This is a genomic window from Parasaccharibacter apium (assembly GCF_002917995.1).
Classification (GTDB): Bacteria; Pseudomonadota; Alphaproteobacteria; order Acetobacterales; family Acetobacteraceae; genus Bombella; species Bombella apis.
In genome coordinates this window covers 1-22368 of sequence record NZ_LMYH01000013.1, presented here as the reverse complement: position 1 = coordinate 22368, position 22368 = coordinate 1, and the positions used below count along the sequence as shown (strand labels likewise).

Annotated in this window: 20 protein-coding genes and 4 tRNA genes; 15 read left to right on the top strand and 9 right to left on the bottom strand. The window is 61.1% G+C overall.

All coding sequences use genetic code 11. The features are described 5' to 3' along the window. Positions 1 to 14: 14 nt before the first annotated feature. Positions 15 to 677 carry a protein-tyrosine phosphatase family protein gene (locus ASO19_RS06160; RefSeq protein ID WP_103765621.1) on the bottom strand — a complete coding sequence of 221 codons (663 nt, stop codon included), beginning with the start codon at positions 675 to 677 and terminating at the stop codon, positions 15 to 17. A 63-nt stretch (positions 678 to 740) separates the two neighbouring features. Here ASO19_RS06160 and ASO19_RS06155 point away from each other — a divergent pair, with 63 nt between their 5' ends. Further along, a complete protein-coding gene (locus ASO19_RS06155; protein WP_103791310.1) occupies positions 741 to 1115 on the top strand; it encodes a hypothetical protein in 375 nt (124 codons plus the stop codon). Between the two features lie 29 nt (positions 1116 to 1144). Here ASO19_RS06155 and ASO19_RS06150 read toward each other — a convergent pair whose 3' ends face one another. From ASO19_RS06150 to ASO19_RS06140, 3 genes are all read right to left on the bottom strand, one after another. Further along, positions 1145 to 1327, bottom strand: coding sequence for a Trm112 family protein (locus ASO19_RS06150; protein ID WP_043558894.1), 183 nt, complete (start codon positions 1325 to 1327; stop codon positions 1145 to 1147). A gap of 92 nt (positions 1328 to 1419) precedes the next feature. Further along, positions 1420 to 2097, bottom strand: a complete 678-nt coding sequence (locus ASO19_RS06145; protein WP_043558892.1) for an LON peptidase substrate-binding domain-containing protein — start codon at positions 2095 to 2097, stop codon at positions 1420 to 1422. An 89-nt stretch (positions 2098 to 2186) separates the two neighbouring features. Continuing rightward, entirely contained in the window at positions 2187 to 3107 is a 921-nt protein-coding gene (locus tag ASO19_RS06140) for a tetratricopeptide repeat protein (RefSeq protein WP_103765619.1), read from the bottom strand. 175 nt (positions 3108 to 3282) lie between these two features. On the opposite strand from ASO19_RS06140, the gene ASO19_RS06135 reads away from it, so the two are divergent. Then, positions 3283 to 3357: transfer RNA gene (locus ASO19_RS06135), tRNA-Gly, on the top strand. 38 nt (positions 3358 to 3395) lie between these two features. Further along, positions 3396 to 3470: transfer RNA gene (locus ASO19_RS06130), tRNA-Gly, on the top strand. Positions 3471 to 3607: 137 nt separating this feature from the next. On the opposite strand, the gene ppa is transcribed toward ASO19_RS06130, so the two are convergent. Beyond that, on the bottom strand, positions 3608 to 4132 hold the full coding sequence (gene ppa / locus ASO19_RS06125; protein WP_043559301.1) for an inorganic diphosphatase: 525 nt from the start codon (positions 4130 to 4132) through the stop codon (positions 3608 to 3610). A gap of 205 nt (positions 4133 to 4337) precedes the next feature. Between ppa and ASO19_RS06120 the strand changes: the two genes are divergently transcribed. The 8 genes from ASO19_RS06120 (at position 4338) to ASO19_RS06085 (ending at position 11723) form a co-directional block, all read left to right on the top strand. Further along, positions 4338 to 4411, top strand: a tRNA-Ile gene (locus ASO19_RS06120). Positions 4412 to 4527: 116 nt separating this feature from the next. Continuing rightward, positions 4528 to 6207, top strand: a complete 1680-nt coding sequence (gene ettA / locus ASO19_RS06115; RefSeq protein ID WP_043558883.1) for an energy-dependent translational throttle protein EttA — start codon at positions 4528 to 4530, stop codon at positions 6205 to 6207. 21 nt (positions 6208 to 6228) lie between these two features. Then, positions 6229 to 6738 carry a GNAT family N-acetyltransferase gene (locus ASO19_RS06110; RefSeq protein ID WP_043558880.1) on the top strand — a complete coding sequence of 170 codons (510 nt, stop codon included), beginning with the start codon at positions 6229 to 6231 and terminating at the stop codon, positions 6736 to 6738. A 45-nt stretch (positions 6739 to 6783) separates the two neighbouring features. Continuing rightward, positions 6784 to 7695 (top strand): N-acetyl-gamma-glutamyl-phosphate reductase, encoded by a 912-nt coding sequence (argC, locus tag ASO19_RS06105; protein WP_103765678.1) that lies wholly within the window; start codon positions 6784 to 6786, stop codon positions 7693 to 7695. A gap of 112 nt (positions 7696 to 7807) precedes the next feature. Next, positions 7808 to 7892: transfer RNA gene (locus ASO19_RS06100), tRNA-Leu, on the top strand. A gap of 184 nt (positions 7893 to 8076) precedes the next feature. Beyond that, a complete protein-coding gene (locus tag ASO19_RS06095; protein ID WP_043559294.1) occupies positions 8077 to 9243 on the top strand; it encodes a phosphoserine transaminase in 1167 nt (388 codons plus the stop codon). Then, positions 9240 to 10385 (top strand): ATP phosphoribosyltransferase regulatory subunit, encoded by a 1146-nt coding sequence (locus ASO19_RS06090; RefSeq protein ID WP_043558877.1) that lies wholly within the window; start codon positions 9240 to 9242, stop codon positions 10383 to 10385. Before ASO19_RS06095 ends, ASO19_RS06090 begins: the two co-directional genes overlap by 4 nt. Positions 10386 to 10433: 48 nt before the next feature. Beyond that, entirely contained in the window at positions 10434 to 11723 is a 1290-nt protein-coding gene (locus tag ASO19_RS06085) for an adenylosuccinate synthase (RefSeq protein ID WP_043558873.1), read from the top strand. Positions 11724 to 12049: 326 nt separating this feature from the next. Here ASO19_RS06085 and ftsY read toward each other — a convergent pair whose 3' ends face one another. The 3 genes from ftsY to dapF are packed head-to-tail and all read right to left on the bottom strand — an operon-like array spanning position 12050 to position 15029. After that, positions 12050 to 12964, bottom strand: coding sequence for a signal recognition particle-docking protein FtsY (gene ftsY, locus ASO19_RS06080; RefSeq protein WP_043558868.1), 915 nt, complete (start codon positions 12962 to 12964; stop codon positions 12050 to 12052). 44 nt (positions 12965 to 13008) lie between these two features. Next, entirely contained in the window at positions 13009 to 14223 is a 1215-nt protein-coding gene (locus ASO19_RS06075; RefSeq protein ID WP_103765618.1) for a MiaB/RimO family radical SAM methylthiotransferase, read from the bottom strand. After that, complete coding sequence (gene dapF, locus ASO19_RS06070) at positions 14220 to 15029, bottom strand: diaminopimelate epimerase (protein WP_103765677.1); 810 nt, start codon at positions 15027 to 15029, stop codon at positions 14220 to 14222. Before dapF ends, ASO19_RS06075 begins: the two co-directional genes overlap by 4 nt. Positions 15030 to 15203: 174 nt before the next feature. On the opposite strand from dapF, the gene ASO19_RS06065 reads away from it, so the two are divergent. After that, positions 15204 to 15839, top strand: a complete 636-nt coding sequence (locus ASO19_RS06065; protein WP_227449724.1) for a class I SAM-dependent methyltransferase — start codon at positions 15204 to 15206, stop codon at positions 15837 to 15839. 132 nt (positions 15840 to 15971) lie between these two features. After that, entirely contained in the window at positions 15972 to 17777 is a 1806-nt protein-coding gene (locus ASO19_RS06060; protein ID WP_081562894.1) for a DEAD/DEAH box helicase, read from the top strand. Between the two features lie 32 nt (positions 17778 to 17809). Here the strand turns inward: ASO19_RS06060 and ASO19_RS06055 are convergent, their stop codons facing one another. Beyond that, complete coding sequence (locus ASO19_RS06055) at positions 17810 to 18571, bottom strand: SDR family NAD(P)-dependent oxidoreductase (RefSeq protein WP_103765617.1); 762 nt, start codon at positions 18569 to 18571, stop codon at positions 17810 to 17812. Between the two features lie 83 nt (positions 18572 to 18654). Here ASO19_RS06055 and ASO19_RS06050 point away from each other — a divergent pair, with 83 nt between their 5' ends. Both ASO19_RS06050 and clpB read left to right on the top strand, forming a co-directional pair. Beyond that, the gene (locus ASO19_RS06050; RefSeq protein ID WP_043558854.1) at positions 18655 to 19263 is read left to right on the top strand and encodes a YqgE/AlgH family protein; all 609 of its coding nucleotides are present in this window, start codon (positions 18655 to 18657) and stop codon (positions 19261 to 19263) included. Between the two features lie 234 nt (positions 19264 to 19497). Next, on the top strand, positions 19498 to 22098 hold the full coding sequence (clpB, locus tag ASO19_RS06045; RefSeq protein ID WP_043558851.1) for an ATP-dependent chaperone ClpB: 2601 nt from the start codon (positions 19498 to 19500) through the stop codon (positions 22096 to 22098). Positions 22099 to 22368 lie beyond the last annotated feature (270 nt).

Sequence of the window (22368 nt, the reverse complement as noted above, 5' to 3'; positions counted from 1 at the left end):
GGAAGCGGAGAGGGCTACTCTCGCCGCAGGATGGCATCGTTGAGAAAGGCGCTGAAGCGCCCGGCCCTGTAGGCGTTCCGTAGCGCTTCTTCGTCATATTCCTGTTTCACCCAGTTGATGAAAGGCAGACGACCTTCTGCCGTTTTCTGGTAGAGCTGGAAAAAGGCATCCAGAATTCCCGTGCGGGACCGACGGAAATGCAGGAAGCGCCAGTGCAGATGCTTCAGGGCATTTTCGGCCGTTCCACCTTCAAAGAGGATCACCAGTCCGCTGGCAAGCCCGGCCCTGTCCGCTCCGGACTTGCAATGTAGCAGCAGGGGGAACCGGGCTTTTTCATAGAGCTCATGGAAGCGGAGAATACGGTCCTTGTGGGGGGCATTGCGGCTCTCGAAGGCCATGTCGAGATAGGGGAGGTCCAGTCTCTGGCAGGCCTCCCGCCCCAGGGCATCGGCACCACATTGCCGGTGTCCCCGCAGGTTGATGACCATGACAAGCCCCAATGTCCTGCGCCAGCGGTGCAGTCGGCCCGGTGTGGGATGGTTGCTGCGCCAGACACGTCCCGGCACGACAGGGGCCAGATTTGTCCAGACCAGCCGGAAGATGGCATGGTCCACAAACAGGGCGTCATGCCAGGCGCGCAGCCGCCGTGCAGGGGTGGAAAGGGTACCTTTGAACATGTCTGTTCTTTTCACGCCTGTGGGTCTTCGTCAATTGGGCAGAAGTGCTATAGGGTGAAGGTCATGAGGCTGCCTTTTCCCCCTGTCCTGTCTGTCCGTCCGGTATGCCGGGTCCTGTGGCCCTGTCTGCTGGGCTGTACCCTGATGGCAGGCTGTGCGACGGAAGAAGAAGATGCCCCTGTCCGGCACCTGCCCAAAGCGGACATGACGGAGGCCTATCCCAGAAAACCGTTCCGGGAGCTTCATCATCCCATGCCGCCTTATTCAGGCGGGATGGTGCCCATGGTGCAGGCCATACAGCCCACGCCAGATGAAATTTCCGGTCGGACTGTTCATACGGCTGAAGGTGGCAGCGCTGGTGGTGATGATCTGCCGCATTTCCCTGCACAGACCCATACCGAGGCGTCTTACGGGGCTTCTGCACCTAGGCAGAAATAGATCGGTGATCCGTCAGGGACGGGTAGGAATCAGTCCTCCAGTTTCGTGGCCTGTTCCGGCAGCATGACGGGGATGCCATCCCGTACGGGAAAGGCCAGTCCGGCCCGGGGACTGATGATGCTGTTGCTGGCCGGGTCGTAATGCACGGGGCCTTTCGTGACGGGGCAGACGAGGCGGGCCAGCAGTTCTGGGGATGGAGAGGTGTGGGTCATGATGATTTTTCAGTCCATGCGGTTGGGGGCGAAGGGTACCTGAAAGCACCCTGAGACAGGGAACCAGCCTTACATGATGGCATGCTCATCGCCTAGCGGGACAGTTCGTCCAGAAGGTGGCTGGCCCGTTCCGTCGTGTCCGGGCATTCCAGCAGTTTCTGTTTCACCCCGGCGGAGAAGGGGAGCAGCATGGGCAGCATCGTCAGCAGGGTGTTGTCGTCCAGTTTCTTCAGATTTTCCCAGTTGATGGCCATGGCATGGCGCTCGCCATAGTTTTTCAGGACGATGGAAAGATCTTCACGGTCGAGATTCAGGGAAGGGTTCTCCAGCAGGTCGTGGGAGAAAGGCATGGCATTGATGCGCCCTTCCCGCCAGCCCCTGTCAGTCAGCCTGTCCTGTAGCAGGCGGAAGCGGCAGACCCCTGTAAGGGTGATGAAGAACTGCCCGCTTTCCTGCTCCATGAAGGAGGTTACCCGCCCTATGGTGCCGACATGTTCCAGTGGAGGGGCCATGTCGCCGTAACGGGCCGTTTCGGAGGGCTGGATGATGCCGATGAGCCGATGCTGGGCGAGGCAGTCTTCCAGAAGGGTCAGGTAGCGGGGTTCAAAGATGGTCAGGGGAAGCTGCCCCTGCGGCAGAAGAATCGTGCTGCCCAAGGGCAGCAGGCCGATTCGGGGGGGCAGGTCCGCCAGTGTCATGTCTGTCAGGACGGGGATCCGGCGTCTGGAGCCGCAGGGTGTGTCATGGGCTGGGTGGTGGGCATCAGGCATGGGGCGTCTCCTCCAGCGGGGCAGGCAGGGACTGCATCATGGATGGACCATTTCCCTGCATATGGTCGTGTCTGTGCCGGATCATCCGGTCATGAGAATAACAGGGAGGACAGTTTGCGCCGTGCCGCTAGGGTGGCGGGGTCTGCCATGCCCCAGGCTTCAAAAAATTTCAGAAGTTCGGCCCTGGCAGCCTGTCCGGCTCCTTCCCTGTCCCGGGCGATGATGTCCAGCAGGCGCTGGGCCGCTTCCTCCCGCTGGCCCGTGCCATTCAGTGCTTTGGCCAGCTCTGTCTGAAGGGCAGCATCGTCAGGGGACTGCTCCAGTTTCTGGCGGATTTCATCGATCCTTCCGGCACTGTCCCGGCCTTCCTGATAGAGTTTCAGGCTGCTCAGGGCGCTGGTGATCAGGGGCTCCCCGCCAATGGATTCGGGAATCTGGGAGGCTGCTTCTTCTGCGCCTTCCGGGTCATCCATGGCGATCATGCAGCGGATCAGCCCACCCCACCCTGCCGGATGCTCCGGTTCACTTTCCAGCACGGCGGCGTAGAGGTTGGTGGCCTCAGCCAGCTCACCTTCTTTGAGGGCGGAGTCAGCCATTTTCAGCTGTTCGGCAACGGGCATGGCCTGTCCGCTGTCCTTCAGGAGCTGTTCAATGAAGGCCCGGATACCGCTTTCCGGCTGTACACCTTGCAGGAGGTCCCGTACCTGCCCCTGCCAGAAGGCAACCACTACCGGGATGGACTGTATGGGCAGGCCCATCTGCACCAGCTGGCTGACCAGCGGCCGGTTGGCGGTTACATCCAGCCGTACCAGCTTCACCCGGCCTTCCGTGGTCTGGACGAGTTTTTCCAGCACGGGGGAGAGCTTTTTGCAGGAAGCGGATGAGGCCGCCCAGAACTCCACAAGAACCGGCGTGTTCCTGCTGGCCTCGACAACCTGTTCCATGAAGTTTGACTGGTCCACCTCCATGGTTCGGGAGGGGCTGCTGGAGGGGAAAAGGGCTTCTGTCATGGTCGGCAACCTCTGTCAGCTGGCGGGGGAGTCTGTCACAATCGCTCCAGTTAAAATTGTTTCCACAGGGCATGGAGGCAAGGGGGGCAGAACCTTCAAAAAAGGAAAATAAAAATGTGTTGGGGGGGATTGCGTCGGGAGCTTCTTTGAGGCATAAGCCTCCCACCGACAGCATGCGGGCGTAGCTCAGGGGTAGAGCACAACCTTGCCAAGGTTGGGGTCGAGGGTTCGAATCCCTTCGCCCGCTCCAGATTTCAGGGTCTGGAGAGCTGCTGGTGACAATGTGATGCGGGCGTAGCTCAGGGGTAGAGCACAACCTTGCCAAGGTTGGGGTCGAGGGTTCGAATCCCTTCGCCCGCTCCAGAAAGACGGAAGAACCACTTTGCCGGATCGGGTGAGGTGGTTTTTTTGTGTCTGCCGTTTTTCCCGGTCCTGCTGAATGGACATAAAAAACGGACAGTCCCCGAAGGGACTGCCCGACTTTCCAGCAGCAGTAAAGATTACTTCTTTGCCGCAGCAATGGCGGCTTCGATGACCTTGCCAGCCTCGGCCTTGTCGCCCCAGCCGGAAACCTTCACCCATTTGTTGGGCTCGAGGTCCTTGTAACGCTCGAAGAAGTGGGCGATGGCCTTCAGCGTGATTTCCGGCAGCTGGTCGAGAGAGTCGATCTTGCTGAACTGCGGATGAATCTTGTCATGCGGTACGCAGATCAGCTTTTCGTCCTGTCCGCTTTCATCTTCCATCTTCAGCACGCCGATCGGGCGGGAGCGGATGACACTGCCGGGGAGGACATCAGCCGGGGTCAGGACCAGCGCATCCACCGGGTCACCATCAGCGGCCAGCGTGTTGGGGATGAAGCCATAGGCTGCCGGATAGGCCATCGGCGTGAAGAGGAAACGGTCCACGAAGATGGCGCCGCTGTCCTTGTCCACTTCGTACTTGACCTGGGACCCCTGTGGAATCTCGATCACGACGTTGATGTCATGCGGCACATCCTTGCCGGGGGAAATCTTGGTAACGTCCATCGTCTGCTCCATCCGTGTCTGTGGGTGATGTGATGGGCGCATTATTAATGAATATGCCCGGTGTTGTATATGTGTATTGCCTGCGGCCTCTCTGCTGCGGTGAAGTCGGGAAAAAGAAAGCGCATTATTTGCCCTGTCAGGCGTGTTTTTGCCCCGCAGGGGCTTGAAAAAAAACTGCGTATGAGCGATGTGGCGAAATGTCTGTGCGCCTGTAGCTCAATTGGTTAGAGCTGGCCGCTCATAACGGCTAGGTTGCGGGTTCGAGTCCTGCCGGGCGCAGGTGACGCCTCCATGCATGTGGAGCCGCCTGTATTTGTTGGGAAACGCCCCGGGCGAGAGGGGGCACAGTCCTGCTTCCTGCCTTTTCGTTCGTGTGTTCTAGAGGAGACCGTTCCATGGCCGCCTATCAGTATGTCTATGTCATGAAGGACGTCACAAAGTCCTATCCGGGCGGCCGTGAGGTGTTCAAGGGGATCACGCTCTCCTTCCTGCCGGGGGTGAAGATCGGTATCCTCGGCGTGAACGGCGCAGGTAAGTCCACCCTGCTGAAGATCATGGCTGGAATCGAGAAAGAATTCGGCGGTGAGGCTTGGGCTGCCGAAGGTGTCCGCATCGGCTATCTGGAGCAGGAGCCGCAGCTGGACCCGAACCTGACCGTGGGCGAGAACGCTGCACAGGGCTTCGGTGCGCTGAAGAAGGCCGTGGAGCGTTTCAATGAAATCTCCATGAAGTTTGCCGAGCCCATGTCCGATGAGGAGATGAACGACCTTCTCGCTGAGCAGGCCGAGCTTCAGGAAAAGATTGATGCCGAGGATGGCTGGGAGCTGGACCGTCATCTGGAGATCGCTCTGGATGCGCTGCGCTGCCCCCCGGCGGACAGCCCGGTGGACAAGCTCTCCGGTGGTGAGAAGCGCCGTGTGGCCCTGTGCCGCCTGCTGCTGGAGAAGCCCGACATCCTGCTGCTCGATGAGCCGACCAACCATCTGGACGCCGAGAGCGTGGCATGGCTCGAAAAGACCCTGCGTGAGTACAAGGGCACCGTGATGGTCATTACCCATGACCGTTACTTCCTCGACAACGTCACCAACTGGATTCTTGAGATCGAGCGTGGCCGTGGTTATCCGTTCGAGGGCAATTACTCGTCCTGGCTGGAGCAGAAGCGCAAGCGGCTGGCTCAGGAAGAGAAAGAGGAAAGCTCCCGCCAGCGTGCCCTCGCAGCGGAACAGCAGTGGATCGCCAGCTCGCCCAAGGCCCGCCAGGCCAAGAGCAAGGCCCGTATCACCCGTTATGAGGAAATGCTGGCTGCCGGGCAGGAAGCTGCTGGAGGCACGGCGGACATCGTCATCACGCCCGGTCCCCGTCTGGGGCAGACGGTCATCGAGGCCGAGAATCTCTGCAAGGGCTTTGGTGATCGTCAGCTGATCGACAATCTCAATTTCAAGCTGCCGCCGGGTGGCATCGTGGGGGTCATCGGGCCGAATGGTGCTGGCAAGTCCACACTCTTCAAGATGATTACCGGGCAGGAACAGCCTGATTCAGGCTCCCTGAAGATCGGCGATACGGTCAAGCTGGGCTATGTTGACCAGTCCCGTAATGATCTGGACGACAGCAAGACCGTCTGGGAAGAAATCTCCGGCGGAACGGACGTCATCCATCTGGGCAAGCGGGCCGTGCCGTCCCGTGCCTATGTCGGGGCTTTCAACTTCAAGGGGCCGGACCAGCAGAAGCGTCTGGGCGTCCTCTCCGGTGGTGAGCGCAACCGTGTCCATCTGGCCAAGATGCTCAAGGAGGACAACAACGTCCTGCTGCTCGACGAACCGACCAACGATCTGGATGTCGATACGCTCCGTGCGCTGGAGGATGCTCTGGAATCCTTCGCAGGCTGCGCCGTGGTCATCAGCCATGACCGCTGGTTCCTCGACCGTCTGGCCACGCATATTCTCGCTTTTGAGGGGGACAGCCACGTGGAGTGGTTCGAAGGCAACTTCCAGCAGTACGAGGAAGACAAACGCCGCCGTCTGGGGCCTGATTCCACGGAGCCGAGCCGCATCCGTTACCGCCCCATCGCCCGCTGATCGCCGTCCGGGCGGCATGTTGTGCTAGGCAATGAGCTGCGGACAGCCCGCCTGATCCTCCGTCCGGTCAACTGGCCGGACATGGAGGACATGGCACGGCTGAAAGCGGATGTCGGGGCGTTCGGGGCCATGCTGGGTGGTGTGCGGACCCGTGTCCGGGCGGAAGCCGAGATGGCCGAGGATGTGGCTTTCTGGGCCGAGCGGGGCATCGGCATCTTTTCCATTTTTGAGGAGGGGCGTTTTGTCGGCATGACGGGCGTGCATGAACGCCCCGATGGCCGGGGAATCGGCCTGCGTTTTGCCCTGTTCCCGTGGGCTGCCGGGCGTGGCATCGCCCGTGAGGCCGCTGGCACGGCCCTCACCTTTGTTCTGGATGCGGGGGTGGAGCGTGTCGTTGCCGTCGCCCGTGAGGATAACCGGCCTTCCCGCATCGTGCTGGGTAGCATCGGCATGAGTCTGCTTGACCAGTTCGAGCGGGACGGGCACATCATGCTTCTGTATGAAAAGAGGCGGATGCTGTTCCAGTGGTGAATGGCACCGCCCCGGTCAGGGGCAGGCAACAGGGAAGCCGGGACGATGACGACGCACATATTCATTGATGGTGAGGCAGGCACGACAGGCCTGGGGATTCGCCGCCGTGTCGAGGCCGTGGCTGATCGTCATGACCTGAAGCTGCTGAGCATCGATCCTGCCCAGCGGAAGGATCCGCAGGCCCGTCGTGCCCTCATGGCGCAGGCTGATATCACCGTGTTGTGTCTGCCGGACGATGCCGCCCGTGAGGCCGTGGCCCTTGGCCAGGATACCGGGACACGGTTTCTGGATGCCAGCACGGCCCATCGTGTGCATCCAGACTGGGTCTATGGCCTGCCGGAGCTGGATGCCACCCAGCCGGAACGGATCAGGAAGGCCCGGTTCGTCAGCAATCCCGGCTGTTATGCTACAGGGGCCATTGCCCTGCTTCGCCCGCTGGTTCAGGCGGGGCTGCTGCCGGTGGATGCCCATGTCTCCATCAATGCGGTGTCCGGTTATAGCGGTGGTGGCCGCACGATGATCGAGCAGCAGGAGGAGGCGGGTGGTCCGGCTTTCTTCCTCTACGGCCTGAACCTTCAGCACAAGCACCTGCCGGAAATGACGCAGTATGGCGGCCTGACCCGCAACCCGCTGTTCGTGCCGTCTGTCGGGCATTTCCCGCAGGGGATGATCGTGTCCATTCCGCTGCATCTGGTATCTCTCCCCGGGGTACCGATGATCGAGGACGTCACGGCTGTTCTCAGAGAGTTCTACAGGGATGCGAAAACCGTCCGTGTCGTGGAGTCCGAGCCGAAGCTGGTGGCTGAAGCCATGGCGGGCCGGGATGACATGGAGCTGCGTGTGAGTGGCCATAGCGGGCAGGCCCTTCTGACAGCGTCTCTGGACAATCTTGGCAAGGGGGCTTCCGGTGCGGCCATGCGTAACATCCTGTTGATGAGTGGGCAGGACATCACCTGAAGGGTCGGGCAGCCTATCCGATTTTTTTTCGGGCCGCTCTCTGGCCCTTTGTGCCGGGATATCTTATAAGCAGGACGTTTTCTGCGCCCCATGGGGCGCAGGCAGATCATGGGCGAGAGTGGCGGAACTGGTAGACGCAGTCGGCTCAAAATCGACCGCCGCAAGGCATAGGGGTTCGAGTCCCCTCTTTCGCACCATTTTTACAGGGCATGACAGTAGGGTGATGTGGCGGCCTGGCCTGGATGAGCTGGCTTGACCCCTCCTGGTGCCTGTGACACCTAGGAAAAAAGTAACCGTTTGCCGTGAGGGGCCGCTGTCGCCTGCCTGTGGTGGGGACGTATGGTTTCTTGCGCCTTCTGAATCATGGATGACCTGCCAATCATGACCGCAGCCAAGCCTTCGCACCGTCCTCAGCGGCCCTATTTTTCATCCGGCCCATGTGTCAAACGTCCGGGCTGGACACCAGAGGCCCTGAAGGGGGCCTTCCTCGGGCGGTCCCATCGTGCGGCAGAGGGACGGGCACGGCTCCATGAGGTCATCACCCGGTCGGCGGCCCTGCTGGGCATACCGGAGGACTGGCAGGTCGGCATCGTGCCGGCCTCCGACACGGGAGCCGTGGAGATGATTCTCTGGGCACTGGCAGGCCAGCGTGGCATGGATGTCCTGTCCTTTGAGAGCTTTTCTGGCACGTGGGCGCAGGACCTGAAGGACATCCTGAAGCTGGAAGACCTGCGTGTTCTGGAGGCTCCCTATGGCGAGCTGCCTGACATGGCGCAGATCGACTGGTCCCGTGATGTGGTGCTGACATGGAATGGCACGACATCAGGTGTCTGCATCCCCTCCGTGGAGAGCGTTCCGGCGCAGCATGATGGCCTCGTGATCTGTGATGCCACCTCGGCGGCCTTTGCGATGGACCTGCCGTGGGACCGGCTGGATGTCGTCACATGGTCCTGGCAGAAGGCCCTGGGTGGTGAGGCAGCTCATGGCATGGTGGCCCTTAGCCCGAAGGCGGTCCGGCGGCTGGAAGAAGGCAGCCAGAGGCCGCTGCCCAAGATTTTCCGCCTGACCAATAAAAAAGGGCTGAATGAGGCCATCTTCCGGGGGGACACCATCAACACGCCGTCCATGCTTTGCGTGGAGGATGCGCTGGATGGTCTGCGCTGGGCTGAGTCCGTTGGTGGACTGGAGGCCCTGAAGGCCCGTTCCCGCAAGAATCTGTCCGTCGTGGAACGCTGGGTAGCGGCCCGTGACTGGGTAGCTTTCCTCAGTGAGAAGAAAGAGACACGCTCCTGCACTTCCATCTGCCTGAAGATCATCGCTCCGTGGTTCGAGGCACTGGATGATGCGGCACGGTCCAAGGTCATCAAGACCATGACGGGCCTGCTGGAGGAGGAAAAGGCCGGATACGATCTGGCCGGTTATCGTGATGCGCCCGCCGGTCTGCGCATCTGGGGCGGAGCCACGGTGGAAGCCGAGGATATTGAGGCCCTTCTGCCCTGGCTGGACTGGGCTTTTGCCCGTATTGAAGAGAAGTTTGCTGCGTCATGATCAACGGTCCCGAGACATCCAGTCCCGCCCTGCTGCCGATGGGGTTCGTGGACCTTCTCCCTGCCGAGGCAGAGGCGGAGGCCCGTGGCCTTGCTGAAGTGATGGACGTGTTTTCGTGCCATGGGTATGAGCGTGTCCGTCCGCCTCTGCTGGAGTTTGAAGGCTCCCTGCTGAGCGGGGCCGGTGAAGCCCTGGCGGAGCAGAGTTTCCGTCTGCTGGACCCGTCCTCTCACCGGATGATGGCCCTGCGGCCGGACATGACGACCCAGATTGCCCGCATTGCTGCGGTGCGGATGCAGGATAGTCCCCGCCCGCTGCGTCTCTCCTATGCGGGGGATTGTGTGGTGATCGGCACGCTCGGTCGTGAGGGACAGCGGCAGATATCGCAGGCCGGGATTGAGCTGATTGGCCCGGACAGGGCCGAGGCGGATGCCGAGGTGATCGCCCTCGGAGCAGAGGCTCTGGCCCGTCTGGGTATTGCCAATGTGTCCTTCGACCTTTCCATGCCTGTCATGATCTGGAGCCTGATTGAGGACAGTTTCTCTGGCGTCGAGCGGGACAGCATCATTCATGCTCTGGACAGGCGGGATGCAGCCGCCGTGCGGGACTGTGGCGGCCCGTGGGCGGAGCTTCTTCTGGGCATGATGGCGGCTGTTGGCCCTGCCGCCATCGCTCTGGAAAAGCTGGCGATGCTGGACTTCCCCGACATGCTGAAACCTCATGTCGAACGGCTGAAGGCTGATGTGGCGGCGATTCTGGCCCGTCTGCCGGATGCCCGCCTGACAGTGGACCCGGTGGATTTCCGGGGCTGGCGGTACCATACGGGGGTCTGCGTGACGGTTTTTGCCATGCATTCCCGTGAGGAGCTGGGACGTGGCGGCCGCTATCTGGCCGGGGAGGAGCCCGCCTGCGGGTTGACCCTCAACCCCCATGCCTTTTTGCGGGTTGCGGAAAAGCCGAAGCGGCGGCAGCGCTGCCTCGTTCCGCCCGTAATGGCGCAGAAAGACTTGTCCAGCCTGCATGAGGCAGGCTATGCCACGATCGCATCGCTTGGGGAATCAGGCGAGATGGAGCAGGAGGCGCATCATCTGCGGTGCAGCCATATCTGGAAAGATGGAAAACCCGTCGTACTGGCACGCTGAGGTGCAGGCAGGGGCCGCCATCGTGAGACGTTGAGGGAAGACATTCTTATGGCCAATGTTACCGTAATCGGAACCCAGTGGGGCGATGAGGGTAAAGGCAAGATCGTTGACTGGCTGGCCAGCCGGGCCGATATCGTTGTCCGCTTTCAGGGCGGGCACAATGCCGGCCATACGCTGGTCGTGAACGATCAGGTCTACAAGCTTTCCCTGCTTCCTTCCGGTCTGGTTGGCGGGAAGATTGGCGTTATCGGCAATGGCGTGGTGGTGGACCCCAAGGCCCTGATGAGCGAGATCGACCGTGTGACGGAACAGGGACTGACCGTCACGCCGGAAACGCTCTGGATCGCCGAGACGGCCCCTCTCATCCTGCCCCTGCATGGTGCGCTGGACCGTGCCCGTGAGGTTGCCCGTGGCAACCACAAGATCGGCACGACAGGCCGTGGCATTGGTCCGGCCTATGAGGACAAGGTGGCCCGCCGGGCCATCCGCATCTGCGATCTGTCCGAGCCTGAAACGCTGGACTGGAAGATCGACGAGCTGCTGCTCCACCACAACACGCTTCTGGCCGGTCTGGGAGCGGAAACCTTCACCAAGCAGCAGATTCTGGACTTCCTGAAGGAGATCACGCCCCGTCTCCTGCCCTATGCCTGCTGTGCGTGGGACCGTCTGGCCGAGGCGGACCGGGCTGGCAAGCGCATCCTCTTCGAGGGGGCACAGGCTGTCATGCTGGATGTGGACCACGGGACCTATCCTTTCGTGACAAGCTCCAACACGGTGGCGGCCATTGCGGCTTCCGGCAGCGGCATGAGCCCGAAATCCGTCGGGTTCGTGCTGGGCATTGCCAAGGCTTACACAACCCGTGTTGGTGAAGGGCCTTTCCCTTCCGAGCTGTTTGATGAGGTCGGAAAGGGCATGGCCGAACGTGGGCGTGAGTTCGGGACCGTAACGGGCCGTCCCCGCCGCTGTGGCTGGTTCGATGCGGCCATGGTCCGCCGGGCTGTGCGTGTTGGTGGCGTGAGTGGCGTGGCCCTGACGAAGCTGGACATTCTGGATGGCATGAAGGAAGTGTCCATCTGCGTCGGTTATGAGCTGGACGGCCAGAAGATTGACAGTTTCCCCTCCGCACCGGGGGCCCAGGCCCGTGTGAAGCCCATTCTGGAGACCATGCCGGGCTGGAATGAGACAACCGGTGGTGCCCGTTCCTGGGCAGAACTGCCGGCGCAGGCCATCAAGTATGTCCGCCGCATTGAGGAGCTGATCGGCACGCCGGTCACTCTGCTGTCCACCAGCCCGGAACGTGAGGACACCATCCTTGTGACGGATCCTTTCGAGGGCTGATCAGTCGTCAGGTCATGTTGGATGAAGGCCAGCCCTGTAGAGGCTGGCCTTTTTATTTTGGTCGAATGACAGCTTTCTTCAGGCGGGAAGAGATAAAAAAAAGGAGTGTCCAGTTTCTGGGCACTCCCTTTTCTGTCTGATGTCCTGTTGAGGAGAGCCTGACTGCCGTTCAGGCCTTGTTGTCGGGAAACAGCCTGTCCAGCAGTTTCTTCAAAACCTTTCCGACAACGACAGTCATGACTGTTTCGACCGCAAATCTCAAAAGTGCTCTGAACATGAGAAAATGCCTCCTTCTGGGCAGATGGTCATATCGTGACGGGGACAGGTTACGCCGTTTTGGCATCGCCGACCAGCCCACGGGCATAATCTTCGGCAGAGAATGGCCGTAAATCCTCGGCCTGTTCGCCAACGCCGACAAGGTGGACAGGCAGTTTGAACTGTTCGGCCAGAGCCACTACGATTCCACCACGGGCGGAACCATCCAGCTTGGTCACGACCAGTCCACTGACATTCACAAGCTCCCGGAAGACCCGCACCTGCTCAATGGCATTCTGCCCGGTTGTGGCATCCAGCACCAGCAGGACGCTATGGGGCGCAGAGGGGTCGAATTTCTGCATCACACGGATGATCTTGGCCAGTTCATCCATCAGGGCCTGTCGGTTATGCAGGCGGCCCGCCGTGTCCACGAGGAGCAGATCGGCCTTTTCCTCCGTGGCCCGTTTCAGTCCGTCATAGGCCAGTCCGGCGGCATCGCCGCCCGGTTTGCCGGCGATGACCGGGGAGCCTGTGCGCTCCCCCCATATCTGGAGCTGTTCGACTGCTGCCGCCCGGAAGGTATCGCCCGCCACCATCATGACGGACCTGCCCTGCTGGTGATACTGATGGGCGATCTTGCCGATGGTCGTGGTCTTGCCCACACCATTGACGCCCACCACCAGAACGACATGCGGTTTCTTGCTGTCGTCCAGTTTGAAAGGCTGGGCTACGGGTTCCAGAACCCGGGAAATCTCGGCGGCCAGTGTCTGGCGGATTTCCTCCGGGGTGATGTGCTCCCCGAAGCTCTTCTCACGGAACTGTTCGATGATCCGTCCGGCCACGGCAGGACCGAGATCGGCAGCGATCAGCTCGTCTTCGAGCTCTTCCAGCGTTTCATCATCAAGTTGCCGTTTGACAAACACCGCATTGAGGCGTGCGCTTGAACGGGACAGACCCTGTTTGAGTCGAGAAAAAAATCCAGCCATGACTGTCGAATTGGTGTGAGAAGGGGGGAGCCGTCAAGCCCTGTTCAGGGGATTTCTGCCATGAGCATACCATCCTGCACAGCTGTGATGCGGATGCGCTCCAGCCGTCCCCGGTGGGATGGTTGCGCTTGCGGAAGTGTGAAGGCGGCAAATTCGGGTGTATGGCCGGTTGTCGGGCTTTCCATGAGGACGGTTTTTTCCTGCCCGACAAAGCGGTTCAGGAAACGGTCCCGTATGGTCTGGCCCAGTGCCCGCAGTCTGGCGGCCCGTTCCTGCCTTGTGGCTTTCGGCATGGCGGGCATACGGGCTGCCGGTGTTCCGGGGCGTTCGCTGTAAGGGAAGACATGGAGGAAGGGAATGGCCTGCTCTGCCAGAAAATCGTACGTTTCCTGAAAGAGGGCATCCGTCTCGGTGGGGAAGCCGGCAATCACATCAGCTCCGAAGCCGGTATCAGGCCGCAGATGGCGGACCTGTGCGATCAGTCCGGCTACGTCAGCTGTATTATGGCGGCGTTTCATGCGTTTCAGGATCAGGTCGGAGCCCGCCTGAAGGGAAAGATGCAGATGCGGCATGAAGCGGGGCTCATCAGCGATCAGGCCCCAGAGGGCCTTGTCCCCTGTATCTGGCGTGAGAATCATGGGGTCGATGGAGGAGAGACGCAGGCGGGCAATTTCCGGCACTTCATCCAGCAGATGGCGGCAGAGCTGGCCCAGCCCCATATCCTTCTGCTGCCATGAGGCAATGTCCACGCCTGTCAGGACAATTTCACAATGTCCCGCTTCTGCAAGAGCCCGGGCCTTGGGGATGATCTCCCCGGGAGGCATGGAGGTGGACTGCCCCCGGCCCGCCGGAATGACGCAGAATGTGCAGTCATTGTCGCAGCCCTGCTGAACCTGGAGAAGGGCCCGGATGTAGCGGGATGGTGGGGGAGCCTGCCCTGCCTCATCAGGCAGGCCCCATGTGGCAGGGAGCGTCTTTTCCGTATTGGGAATCACCCGGCTGACACCGGGCAGGGCAGCCCATGCATCTGCGGCCCGCTCGGAGGCGCAGCCTGTCACGATGATGCGGGCTGCCGGATTTTCCCGGTGTGCACGGCGGATGGTTTGGCGGGCCTGCCGCTCGGCCTCTGCCGTCACCGTGCAGGTATTGACGATGATGGTCTCTTCGTCCCGCATCTGCCCCAGGCGGGCCAGATGCTCCATGGCATCGCTTTCATGGGCGTTCAGGCGGCAGCCGAAGGTGAGAAGGGTGACGCTCATGGTGTGGTGGTCTGTCCTTTTTCCAGCCAGCTCTCATCCAGCGTGCCGGTGAAAACGGTCTGGGCCGGGCCGGTCATCAGGACGGAGCCATCATCCTGCCATGTGATGGTCAGGGAGCCACATTCCATGGTGACACGGCATGTCCGTTCCACAAGGCCACGCCGTGCTGCATTGACGACCGCTGCGCAGGCGCCTGATCCGCAGGCAAGGGTCAACCCGGCACCCCGCTCCCAGACCCGCAGGCGGATGTGGGTGGGGGAGAGAATTTCCGCAAAGCCGATATTGGCCCGTTCCGGGAAGAGGGGATCGGTTTCCAGAACTGGTCCCAGAGCGGCGGCATCTTCAATGGAGCGGAACAGTGTGAGATGGGGATTGCCCATGGAGCAGGCTGCTCCGTCGTGAAGGGGGAGACGGGCCGTGTCGCATTCCCGGGCGAGAGGGATGGTCTGCCAGTCCAGGTGGGGCGTGCCCATGAGGACGGAAATCAGCCCGTTTTTCTGCGATGTGGGGAGCAGGCCATTCTGTGTCTGAAGGGTTGGGCTGCCGCCCAGCAGGGCCGCAACGCAGCGGGAGGCATTGCCGCAGGCGCCGGCCTCTGAGCCGTCCGGGTTGAAGAAGCGGACCCGCACGTCCGCACCATCCCGTGTTGGGGCGGAAAGTGTCACAAGCTGGTCGCAGCCGATGCCCGTGCGGCGGTCGCAGAGGTGGCTGATGAGTGTGGTGGAGGGGGATAGTGGTGTCGTTCTGCCATCCAGAATGACAAAATCATTCCCCAACCCATGCATTTTCGTGAAGGAAACGCCCATGATGCCCCTCTGAGACGTGATGAAACCGCCTCTTTCTATAATGTTGCATGGCCGGGGTAAAATGAAGCCTTCCTGCTGCCGGTCTGTTTTTCCTGCCGGGGCAGGCATTGTTCAGGAATCCAGCTGCCCTATATTAAGAGACGACAGCAAGGAACAAGCCGAAAAGGGGAAGGCGTGCAGGGCCTACACGAAAAAGCATTCACACAGGCATCTTCAGAGCCGGATGAGGCTTTCTGGGCCCGGCAGGAGCTGGATTCCCTGATGGATATGGGAGCCCGCACGGCCATTACCGCTCTTTACCGTACCGCCCTGCCCGTGGGGGGGCGGACGCTGGACCTGATGTGCGGGGCCATGAGCCATTTGCCGGAGGATGCCACCTTTCAGGAATTCATCGGGCTGGATGTCAGCAAGGCGGCTCTCAAGGCCAATCAGGCCCTGAGCAGCGCTGTGGAACAGGACCTCAACAGCACGCCTGTCCTGCCGTTTGATGAGGCGAGTTTTGATGGAGCTCTCCTTTGTGATGGGCTGGCCTATCTGACAAAGCCGCAGCAGGTCATCGAAGAGCTGTTCCGTGTTCTGCGGCCCGGTGCGCCGCTGATCATCAGTTTTTCCGACAGATTCGTACCGGCCAAGGCCGTGGCCATCTGGCAGGCGCTGGAGCCGGAAGACCGGGTCCGTTTCACCAGTGCCCTCATGCAGCGGGCCGGTTTTGCGGAGCTGGATACCGGTGAGGTTGTCCCGCCGGAAGACCTTACAGCATGGCAGGATACGGTTCGGGCTGTCATTGGCCGCCGTCCTGTGGCAGGTTGAGCTGTAATCCAGCTTTTCAATATGGTGGTGGATCGTCTCTGGCCTTGCAGGGCAGAAAGGGGTATTCACCGTTTTTCTGGCTGCCACAAACTGGTTCGTGGCAGCATGTGTATGACCGAGTGTTCGTTGACGATGCCTTTTCCCGATACCCATCCCGCCCTGACCCGTGCTTTGGCTGCACGTGGCTATGAACAGCCAACGCCTGTACAGGAGGCCGTGCTGGAGCCGGGGCTGGAAGGGCGTGATCTGCTCGTCTCTGCGCAGACGGGCTCTGGCAAGACAGTGGCCTTTGGCCTCGCCTTTGCGACCGATCTGCTGACGGAAGGGGACAGGATGGCCCCGACCCGCTCCCCGCTGGCACTGGTGATTGCCCCGACCCGTGAGCTTGCCATGCAGGTTCAGACAGAACTTTCATGGCTTTATGCCGAGACCGGGGCCCGTATCGCCAGCTGCATCGGTGGGACCGATGCCCGCCGTGAGGCCCGCTCTCTGGAGCGTGGTGCTCATATCGTGGTTGGTACGCCGGGCCGTCTGTGTGACCATCTCTCCCGTGGCAAGCTGGACCTGACGGGCCTGCGTGCCGTTGTGCTGGATGAAGCTGACGAGATGCTGGACATGGGCTTCCGTGAGGAGCTGGAACAGCTGCTGGATGCATCCCCGAAGGAACGCCGCACCCTGCTGTTTTCCGCTACCATCGCTCGGGAAATCGCCTCTCTGGCACGGCGCTATCAGCAGGACGCCAAGCGGATTGATACGGTCTCCGGCCAGAAGCAGCATGCCGACATCACCCATCGCTGCGTGGTGACGGCCCCGCAGGAAGTGGAGCGGTCGCTTGTCAATGTGCTGCGGTATTATGAAAGCCAGACAGCCATGGTGTTCTGCAACACCCGCCTGCTGGTGAATCAGGTTCAGGCAGCCCTGCTGGAGCGGGGCTTTGCCTCCGTCGCCATTTCCGGTGAGATGGGGCAGAATGAGCGGTCTCGTGCCATCGAGAGCCTGCGCTCCGGTGCGGCCCGTGTCTGCGTGGCTACCGATGTGGCGGCCCGTGGCATTGATGTCCCGGCCCTCGGCCTGGTTGTTCATGCCAGTGTGCCGTCTTCTTCCGACACGTTCCTGCATCGTTCCGGCCGGACAGGTCGTGCAGGGCGCAAGGGCGTGAGCGTGCTGATGGTACCATTCAACCAGCGGCGCAAGGCGGAGCGTGTTCTGGCGCAGGCCCGTGTGAAGGCTGAGTGGGAGCCGGTACCAACGGCAGAGGCCATTGCCGAGCAGGATGCACAGCGTCTGCTGGAAGATCCGATCCTGACCGGGGAAGCCTCCGTTGCCGTGCCGGAAGAGATCGTGGCCAAGCTGACAGAACGTTTCGATGCCACGCAGCTGGCCCGGGCTCTGGTAGGGTTCCACAAGGCGCATCTGCCCCGTGTGGAAGATATCCGTCCTGTGTCTGTCGAGCCACCAGCCCGTGGTGCTGCCCGTGAAGGGGGACGTGGGTATGAGATGGCTGGTTCGTGGTTCCGCCTTGGCGTAGGGCGTAGTGAAAAGGCCGATCCAAAGTGGCTGATTCCGCTCATCTGCCGTCTTGGTGGCGTGCAGAAGCGGGATATTGGCAATATCTGCATCCAGCAGGATGACACGCTCTTCCAGATTTCTGATGAAAAGCTGGCCCGCTTCAATGCCTGTCGGGCAGGAGCAGAGCAGGACGAGGTGACCATTGAGCCAGCCGAGGCTCCTGCCGGTGGGGCCGGTCCCCGCCGGGGTCGTGGTGGCCCGCCGGGTGGGCGTCGCTTTGGTGCACCGAAAGGGCGTTTTGGTGGCCCCGCTGGCGGGGGACGTCGTGAGGGGCGTGAAGGTCGGGAAGGGGGCCGTGGCCCGTCATCCTTCAAACGTCGTTCCGGCCCGGCCCGCAGCGGCGAGAAATCCACCCGCCGCCGGAGCTGATTCCATCGCCGTTGAAGTGGAGAGGGAGGGGGTTACCCTTCCTTTTTCATGACGGCCAGCCCGCCAGATGCCTGACAGACGGGCATGATCTCCAGATGGTTCACGTTCATGTGGGCCGGCAGGCCAATCAGCCATGAGACGGTTTCTGCAATATCGGCAGGCATCAGTGGTGTGGTGTTTTCATAGACGGCCCGTGCCTTTGCATCATCACGCAGCCGTACGTTGCTGAACTCACTGCCACCCACAAGGCCGGGTTCGATGGTCGTGACACGCAGTGGCGTGCCCAGCAGGTCTGTCCGCAGATTCTTCATGAACTGGGAGACGAAGGCTTTCGTCGCCCCATAGACATTCCCGCCCCGATAGGCGTAATGACCCGCCGTACTGCCGATGGAGAGGATGTAACCGCGCTCCCGTTCTATCATGCCGGGGAGCAGGGCGTGGGTGATCTCCACGAGGCCGGAGATGTTTGTGTCGATCATGGTTTCCCAGTCATCCACGCTGGAGTCCTGTGCGGGTGTGACGCCCAGTGCCAGCCCGGCATTGTTGATGAGAACATCCACATGGCGCCAGCCCTCTGGCAGGGTTTCGGGCAGGGCGCGCAGGGCGTCCCGGTCGCTCATGTCCAGTGTGAGGGGGAGGAGGCTGGTGCCGAGTGTCTCATGCAGGTTGCTCAGCCGTTCACTCCGGCGCCCCGTGGCGATGACACGGTGCCCCTCCCGGACCAGCCGTGTGGCGATGCTTCTGCCGAACCCGGATGTGGCGCCCGTCACGAGGATGGTCTGTGGCTGGGTCATTGTGGGAACTCCGTGTATGAAGAATGAAAAACAGAACTGTCTTCTGTTATGCTGGACGCATCCCCTGTTTGTAAGAGGTGTTCATGCCGATTCTTGAGCCGATCGAGACATTGACGGGCCGTTTGCTGGTTGCCACCCCTGTTCTGGCAGGGACCGAATTTGCCCAGACGGTCATCTATCTCTGCGCCCATTCCGCCGAGGATGGAGCCATGGGGATGATTGTCAATCGTCGGCTGACCCACCCGGACATCAGTGCGTTGCTGCGCCATCTGGATGTATCGCCCAACCCGCCGCAGCGTCTTTTTGGTGTGGGTGTTGGCGGGCCGGTGGAGCCGGGGCGGGGTTTTGTTCTCCATTCGCCGGAAGGTGGAGGCCTTGGGCGTGGCAGGACAGGCAGCCGCATGACCGTCCTGCCGGATGAGCCGCCCGTGGCAGAAGTCAGTGCCAGCATCGAGATGATCCGGGAGCTGGCGGCAGGCCGGGGGCCACGGCAGGCCATGCTGCTGCTTGGCCATGCCGCATGGGCCGCCGGGCAGCTTGAAGAAGAGATTCTCCATGGCAATGCCTGGTATGTTGTTCCGGCTGATGAAGATATTGTCTTTGGAGCGGATCCCTCCACAAAATGGCAGCGTGCGCTGGAGAGTGTAGGGCTGGAACCGTCCTCACTTACGGCTTCAGTGGGGGAGGCATAAGGTTTCTGCGGGGCTGCCTTTCTATTGCCTGCATTCTGTTTTGGTCTCAGACTTTACCAGTCTGAAAGGTCCCGGAATCTCCTTGCAGACAGGCGTTTTTGTGGGTGAATCCAGAAACGCCCTCTTGAAACCGATGTGATCGTGCCTAAATTTTAGGCACGGTCTGTCGCCATATCGGGGCAGGCTGAACAGTCATCGCTGCCAAGGATGGGGCGAGAAGGAGAGGCAAATATCATGGATATTCAGAAATTTACGGAGCGGAGCCAGGGGTTCATTCAGGCTGCCCAGACCATTGCCCTGCGAGACTATCACCAGCAGCTGACGCCGGAGCATCTGCTCAAGGCCCTGCTGGATGACGAGCAGGGAGCGGCGACAGGGTTGATCCGTGCCGCAGGCGGGGACCCGAAGGTCGTCCGGCAGGCCAATGATGCGGCCCTGGCCAAACTGCCGGCTGTGCAGGGCAGCGGAGCGTCCCAGCCCCAGCCGACGCCTGATTTCGTGCGGGTGCTGGATGGTGCGGAGGCGGCTGCCAAGGCGGCTGGTGACAGTTTCGTGGCGCAGGACCGTCTGCTGGCAGGCATTGCGGCCAGCAGGACACCGGCCGGTGAGGCACTGCGGCAGGGCGGGGCGTCTGCTCAGGCTCTGGAAAAGGCGATTGCGACCGTCCGCAAAGGGCGGACCGTGGATTCGGCCTCGGCAGAAAACAATTTTGATGCGCTGAAGAAATATGCCCGTGACGTGACGGCTCAGGCGCAGGAAGGCAAGCTGGACCCGGTCATCGGGCGTGACGAGGAAATCCGCCGGGCCATTCAGGTTCTGGCACGCCGCAGCAAGAACAATCCTGTGCTGATTGGTGAACCCGGTGTCGGCAAGACCGCCATCGTGGAGGGGCTGGCCCTGCGTATCGTCAATGGCGATGTGCCGGAGGCTCTGCGCAACAAGAAGCTGCTTTCTCTCGACATGGGGGCACTGATTGCCGGTGCGAAATATCAGGGTGAGTTTGAGGAACGCCTGAAGGCTGTCCTCAAGGAGATTGAGAGTGCCGAGGGGCAGATCATCCTCTTCATCGATGAGATGCATACGCTCGTTGGCGCAGGGCGTTCCAGCGGGGCGATGGATGCGTCCAATCTCATCAAGCCGGAACTGGCCCGGGGTGTGCTGCACTGCCTTGGCGCCACGACTCTGGATGAGTACCGCAAATATATCGAGAAGGACGCTGCGCTGGCCCGCCGCTTCCAGCCGGTCTTTGTGGGTGAGCCGTCCGTTGCGGACACGATCTCCATCCTGCGTGGGATCAAGGAGAAGTACGAGCTGCATCATGGGGTGCGGATCACCGACAATGCACTGGTTTCCGCAGCGACCCTGTCCAACCGGTATATCACGGACCGCTTCCTGCCGGACAAGGCCATCGATCTGATTGACGAAGCCGCCAGCCGCCTGCGGATGCAGATCGACAGCAAGCCTGAGGCTCTGGATGAGCTGGACCGCCGCATCATCCAGCTGAAGATCGAGCGTGAGGCCATCCGCAAGGAGGATGACACGGCCTCCCGTGAGCGTCTGGAAGCTCTGGAAGCTGAACTGGCTGACCTTCAGGAGAAGTCTGATGCGATGAGTGCGGCCTGGCATGCGGAGAAAGACCGCATGAATGCCGTGCAGAAATACAAGGAAGAGCTTGACCACGCCCGGTCCGAGGTTGAGGTGGCGCAGCGCCAGGGAAATCTCCAGCGGGCATCCGAGCTGATGTACAGCCGTATTCCGGAGCTGGAACGTCAGATCGAACAGGCCCAGCAGGCAGAAGCCCAGTCTGATGGCAATACGCTGTTCGCTGATACCGTGACGGATCAGGGAATCGCCGCTGTCGTATCCCGCTGGACCGGCGTGCCGGTGGACCGGATGCTGGAAGGTGAGCGTTCCAAGCTCATGCGGATGGAGTCCGTGCTGCGTGAGCGTGTCGTGGGGCAGGAATCGGCTCTGGTGGCCGTGTCCAATGCCGTGCGCCGTGCCCGTGCCGGGTTGCAGGACCCCAACCGCCCGATCGGTTCCTTCCTGTTCCTTGGTCCGACCGGTGTGGGCAAGACCGAGCTTGCCAAGACGCTGGCGCAGTTCCTCTTTGATGATGAACGTGCCCTGCTGCGGATCGACATGAGCGAGTTCATGGAGAAGCACTCCGTCTCCCGTCTGATCGGTGCCCCTCCGGGGTATGTCGGTTACGATGAGGGTGGCGTGCTGACCGAGGCCGTGCGGCGTCGTCCCTATCAGGTCATCCTCTTTGATGAGGTGGAGAAGGCGCATGAGGATGTCTTCAACATCCTGCTTCAGGTGCTGGATGATGGCCGCCTGACGGACGGGCAGGGTCGTGTGGTGGATTTCCGCAATACGATCATCGTGCTGACCAGCAATCTTGGTTCCGAGGTTCTGGCGCATCAGAAGGATGGTGAATCAACCGAATCCGTGCGGAATGAGGTGATGGAGGTTGTCCGGGCGCATTTCCGGCCGGAATTCCTGAACCGTCTGGACGAGATCATTCTCTTCTCCCGTCTCCAGCGGGCGGACATGGGCCAGATCGTGGAGATTCAGCTGGGCCGCCTGCGGCATCTTCTGGCTGATCGCAAGATCACCCTGTCTCTGGATGAGAAGGCACGGGAGTGGATGGCCGAGGCTGGGTATGATCCGGTCTATGGTGCCCGTCCGCTGAAGAGGGTGATCCAGCGTGAGTTGCAGAACCCTCTGGCCGGTCTCCTGCTGGAAGGGACCATCCATGACGGAGATGAGGTGACCATCTCGGCCAATGATCAGGGACTGCTCATAAATGGACATTCGGCAGCCCAGAGCTGAATGGCGTGATGGAAGGCCGCCCCGCAGGGGGCGGCCTTTTTTCTGTTGTCGATTCTTTTTGGTGGGGTGATTCGCCGGGGTTGTGTTTTTGGGGTTGGGTGGCGGTTTTCTGGGGTTTTTTGGGTTTATGTGAAGAAACTTTGAGAAAGTTTCGGGAATCGTGTTGACCGTATGGGGGTGGGTGCGTATAAGCCCATTCACCGGCGGCGCTGGGGCGGGAGTTCTGGGGCGGCTGGGGTGGTCATTGACAAGAGAATATGGGTTATAAAG

Bases quoted from the DNA above. Each gene is read 5' to 3' on its own strand.
- ASO19_RS06160 (WP_103765621.1), bottom strand. From the start codon at position 677: ATGTTCAAAGGTACCCTTTCCACCCCTGCACGGCGGCTGCGCGCCTGG.
- ASO19_RS06155 (WP_103791310.1), top strand. From the start codon at position 741: ATGAGGCTGCCTTTTCCCCCTGTCCTGTCTGTCCGTCCGGTATGCCGG.
- ASO19_RS06150 (WP_043558894.1), bottom strand. From the start codon at position 1,327: ATGACCCACACCTCTCCATCCCCAGAACTGCTGGCCCGCCTCGTCTGC.
- ASO19_RS06145 (WP_043558892.1), bottom strand. From the start codon at position 2,097: ATGCCTGATGCCCACCACCCAGCCCATGACACACCCTGCGGCTCCAGA.
- ASO19_RS06140 (WP_103765619.1), bottom strand. From the start codon at position 3,107: ATGACAGAAGCCCTTTTCCCCTCCAGCAGCCCCTCCCGAACCATGGAG.
- ppa (WP_043559301.1), bottom strand. From the start codon at position 4,132: ATGGACGTTACCAAGATTTCCCCCGGCAAGGATGTGCCGCATGACATC.
- ettA (WP_043558883.1), top strand. From the start codon at position 4,528: ATGGCCGCCTATCAGTATGTCTATGTCATGAAGGACGTCACAAAGTCC.
- argC (WP_103765678.1), top strand. From the start codon at position 6,784: ATGACGACGCACATATTCATTGATGGTGAGGCAGGCACGACAGGCCTG.
- ASO19_RS06095 (WP_043559294.1), top strand. From the start codon at position 8,077: ATGACCGCAGCCAAGCCTTCGCACCGTCCTCAGCGGCCCTATTTTTCA.
- ASO19_RS06090 (WP_043558877.1), top strand. From the start codon at position 9,240: ATGATCAACGGTCCCGAGACATCCAGTCCCGCCCTGCTGCCGATGGGG.
- ASO19_RS06085 (WP_043558873.1), top strand. From the start codon at position 10,434: ATGGCCAATGTTACCGTAATCGGAACCCAGTGGGGCGATGAGGGTAAA.
- ftsY (WP_043558868.1), bottom strand. From the start codon at position 12,964: ATGGCTGGATTTTTTTCTCGACTCAAACAGGGTCTGTCCCGTTCAAGC.
- ASO19_RS06075 (WP_103765618.1), bottom strand. From the start codon at position 14,223: ATGAGCGTCACCCTTCTCACCTTCGGCTGCCGCCTGAACGCCCATGAA.
- dapF (WP_103765677.1), bottom strand. From the start codon at position 15,029: ATGGGCGTTTCCTTCACGAAAATGCATGGGTTGGGGAATGATTTTGTC.
- ASO19_RS06060 (WP_081562894.1), top strand. From the start codon at position 15,972: ATGCCTTTTCCCGATACCCATCCCGCCCTGACCCGTGCTTTGGCTGCA.
- ASO19_RS06055 (WP_103765617.1), bottom strand. From the start codon at position 18,571: ATGACCCAGCCACAGACCATCCTCGTGACGGGCGCCACATCCGGGTTC.
- ASO19_RS06050 (WP_043558854.1), top strand. From the start codon at position 18,655: ATGCCGATTCTTGAGCCGATCGAGACATTGACGGGCCGTTTGCTGGTT.
- clpB (WP_043558851.1), top strand. From the start codon at position 19,498: ATGGATATTCAGAAATTTACGGAGCGGAGCCAGGGGTTCATTCAGGCT.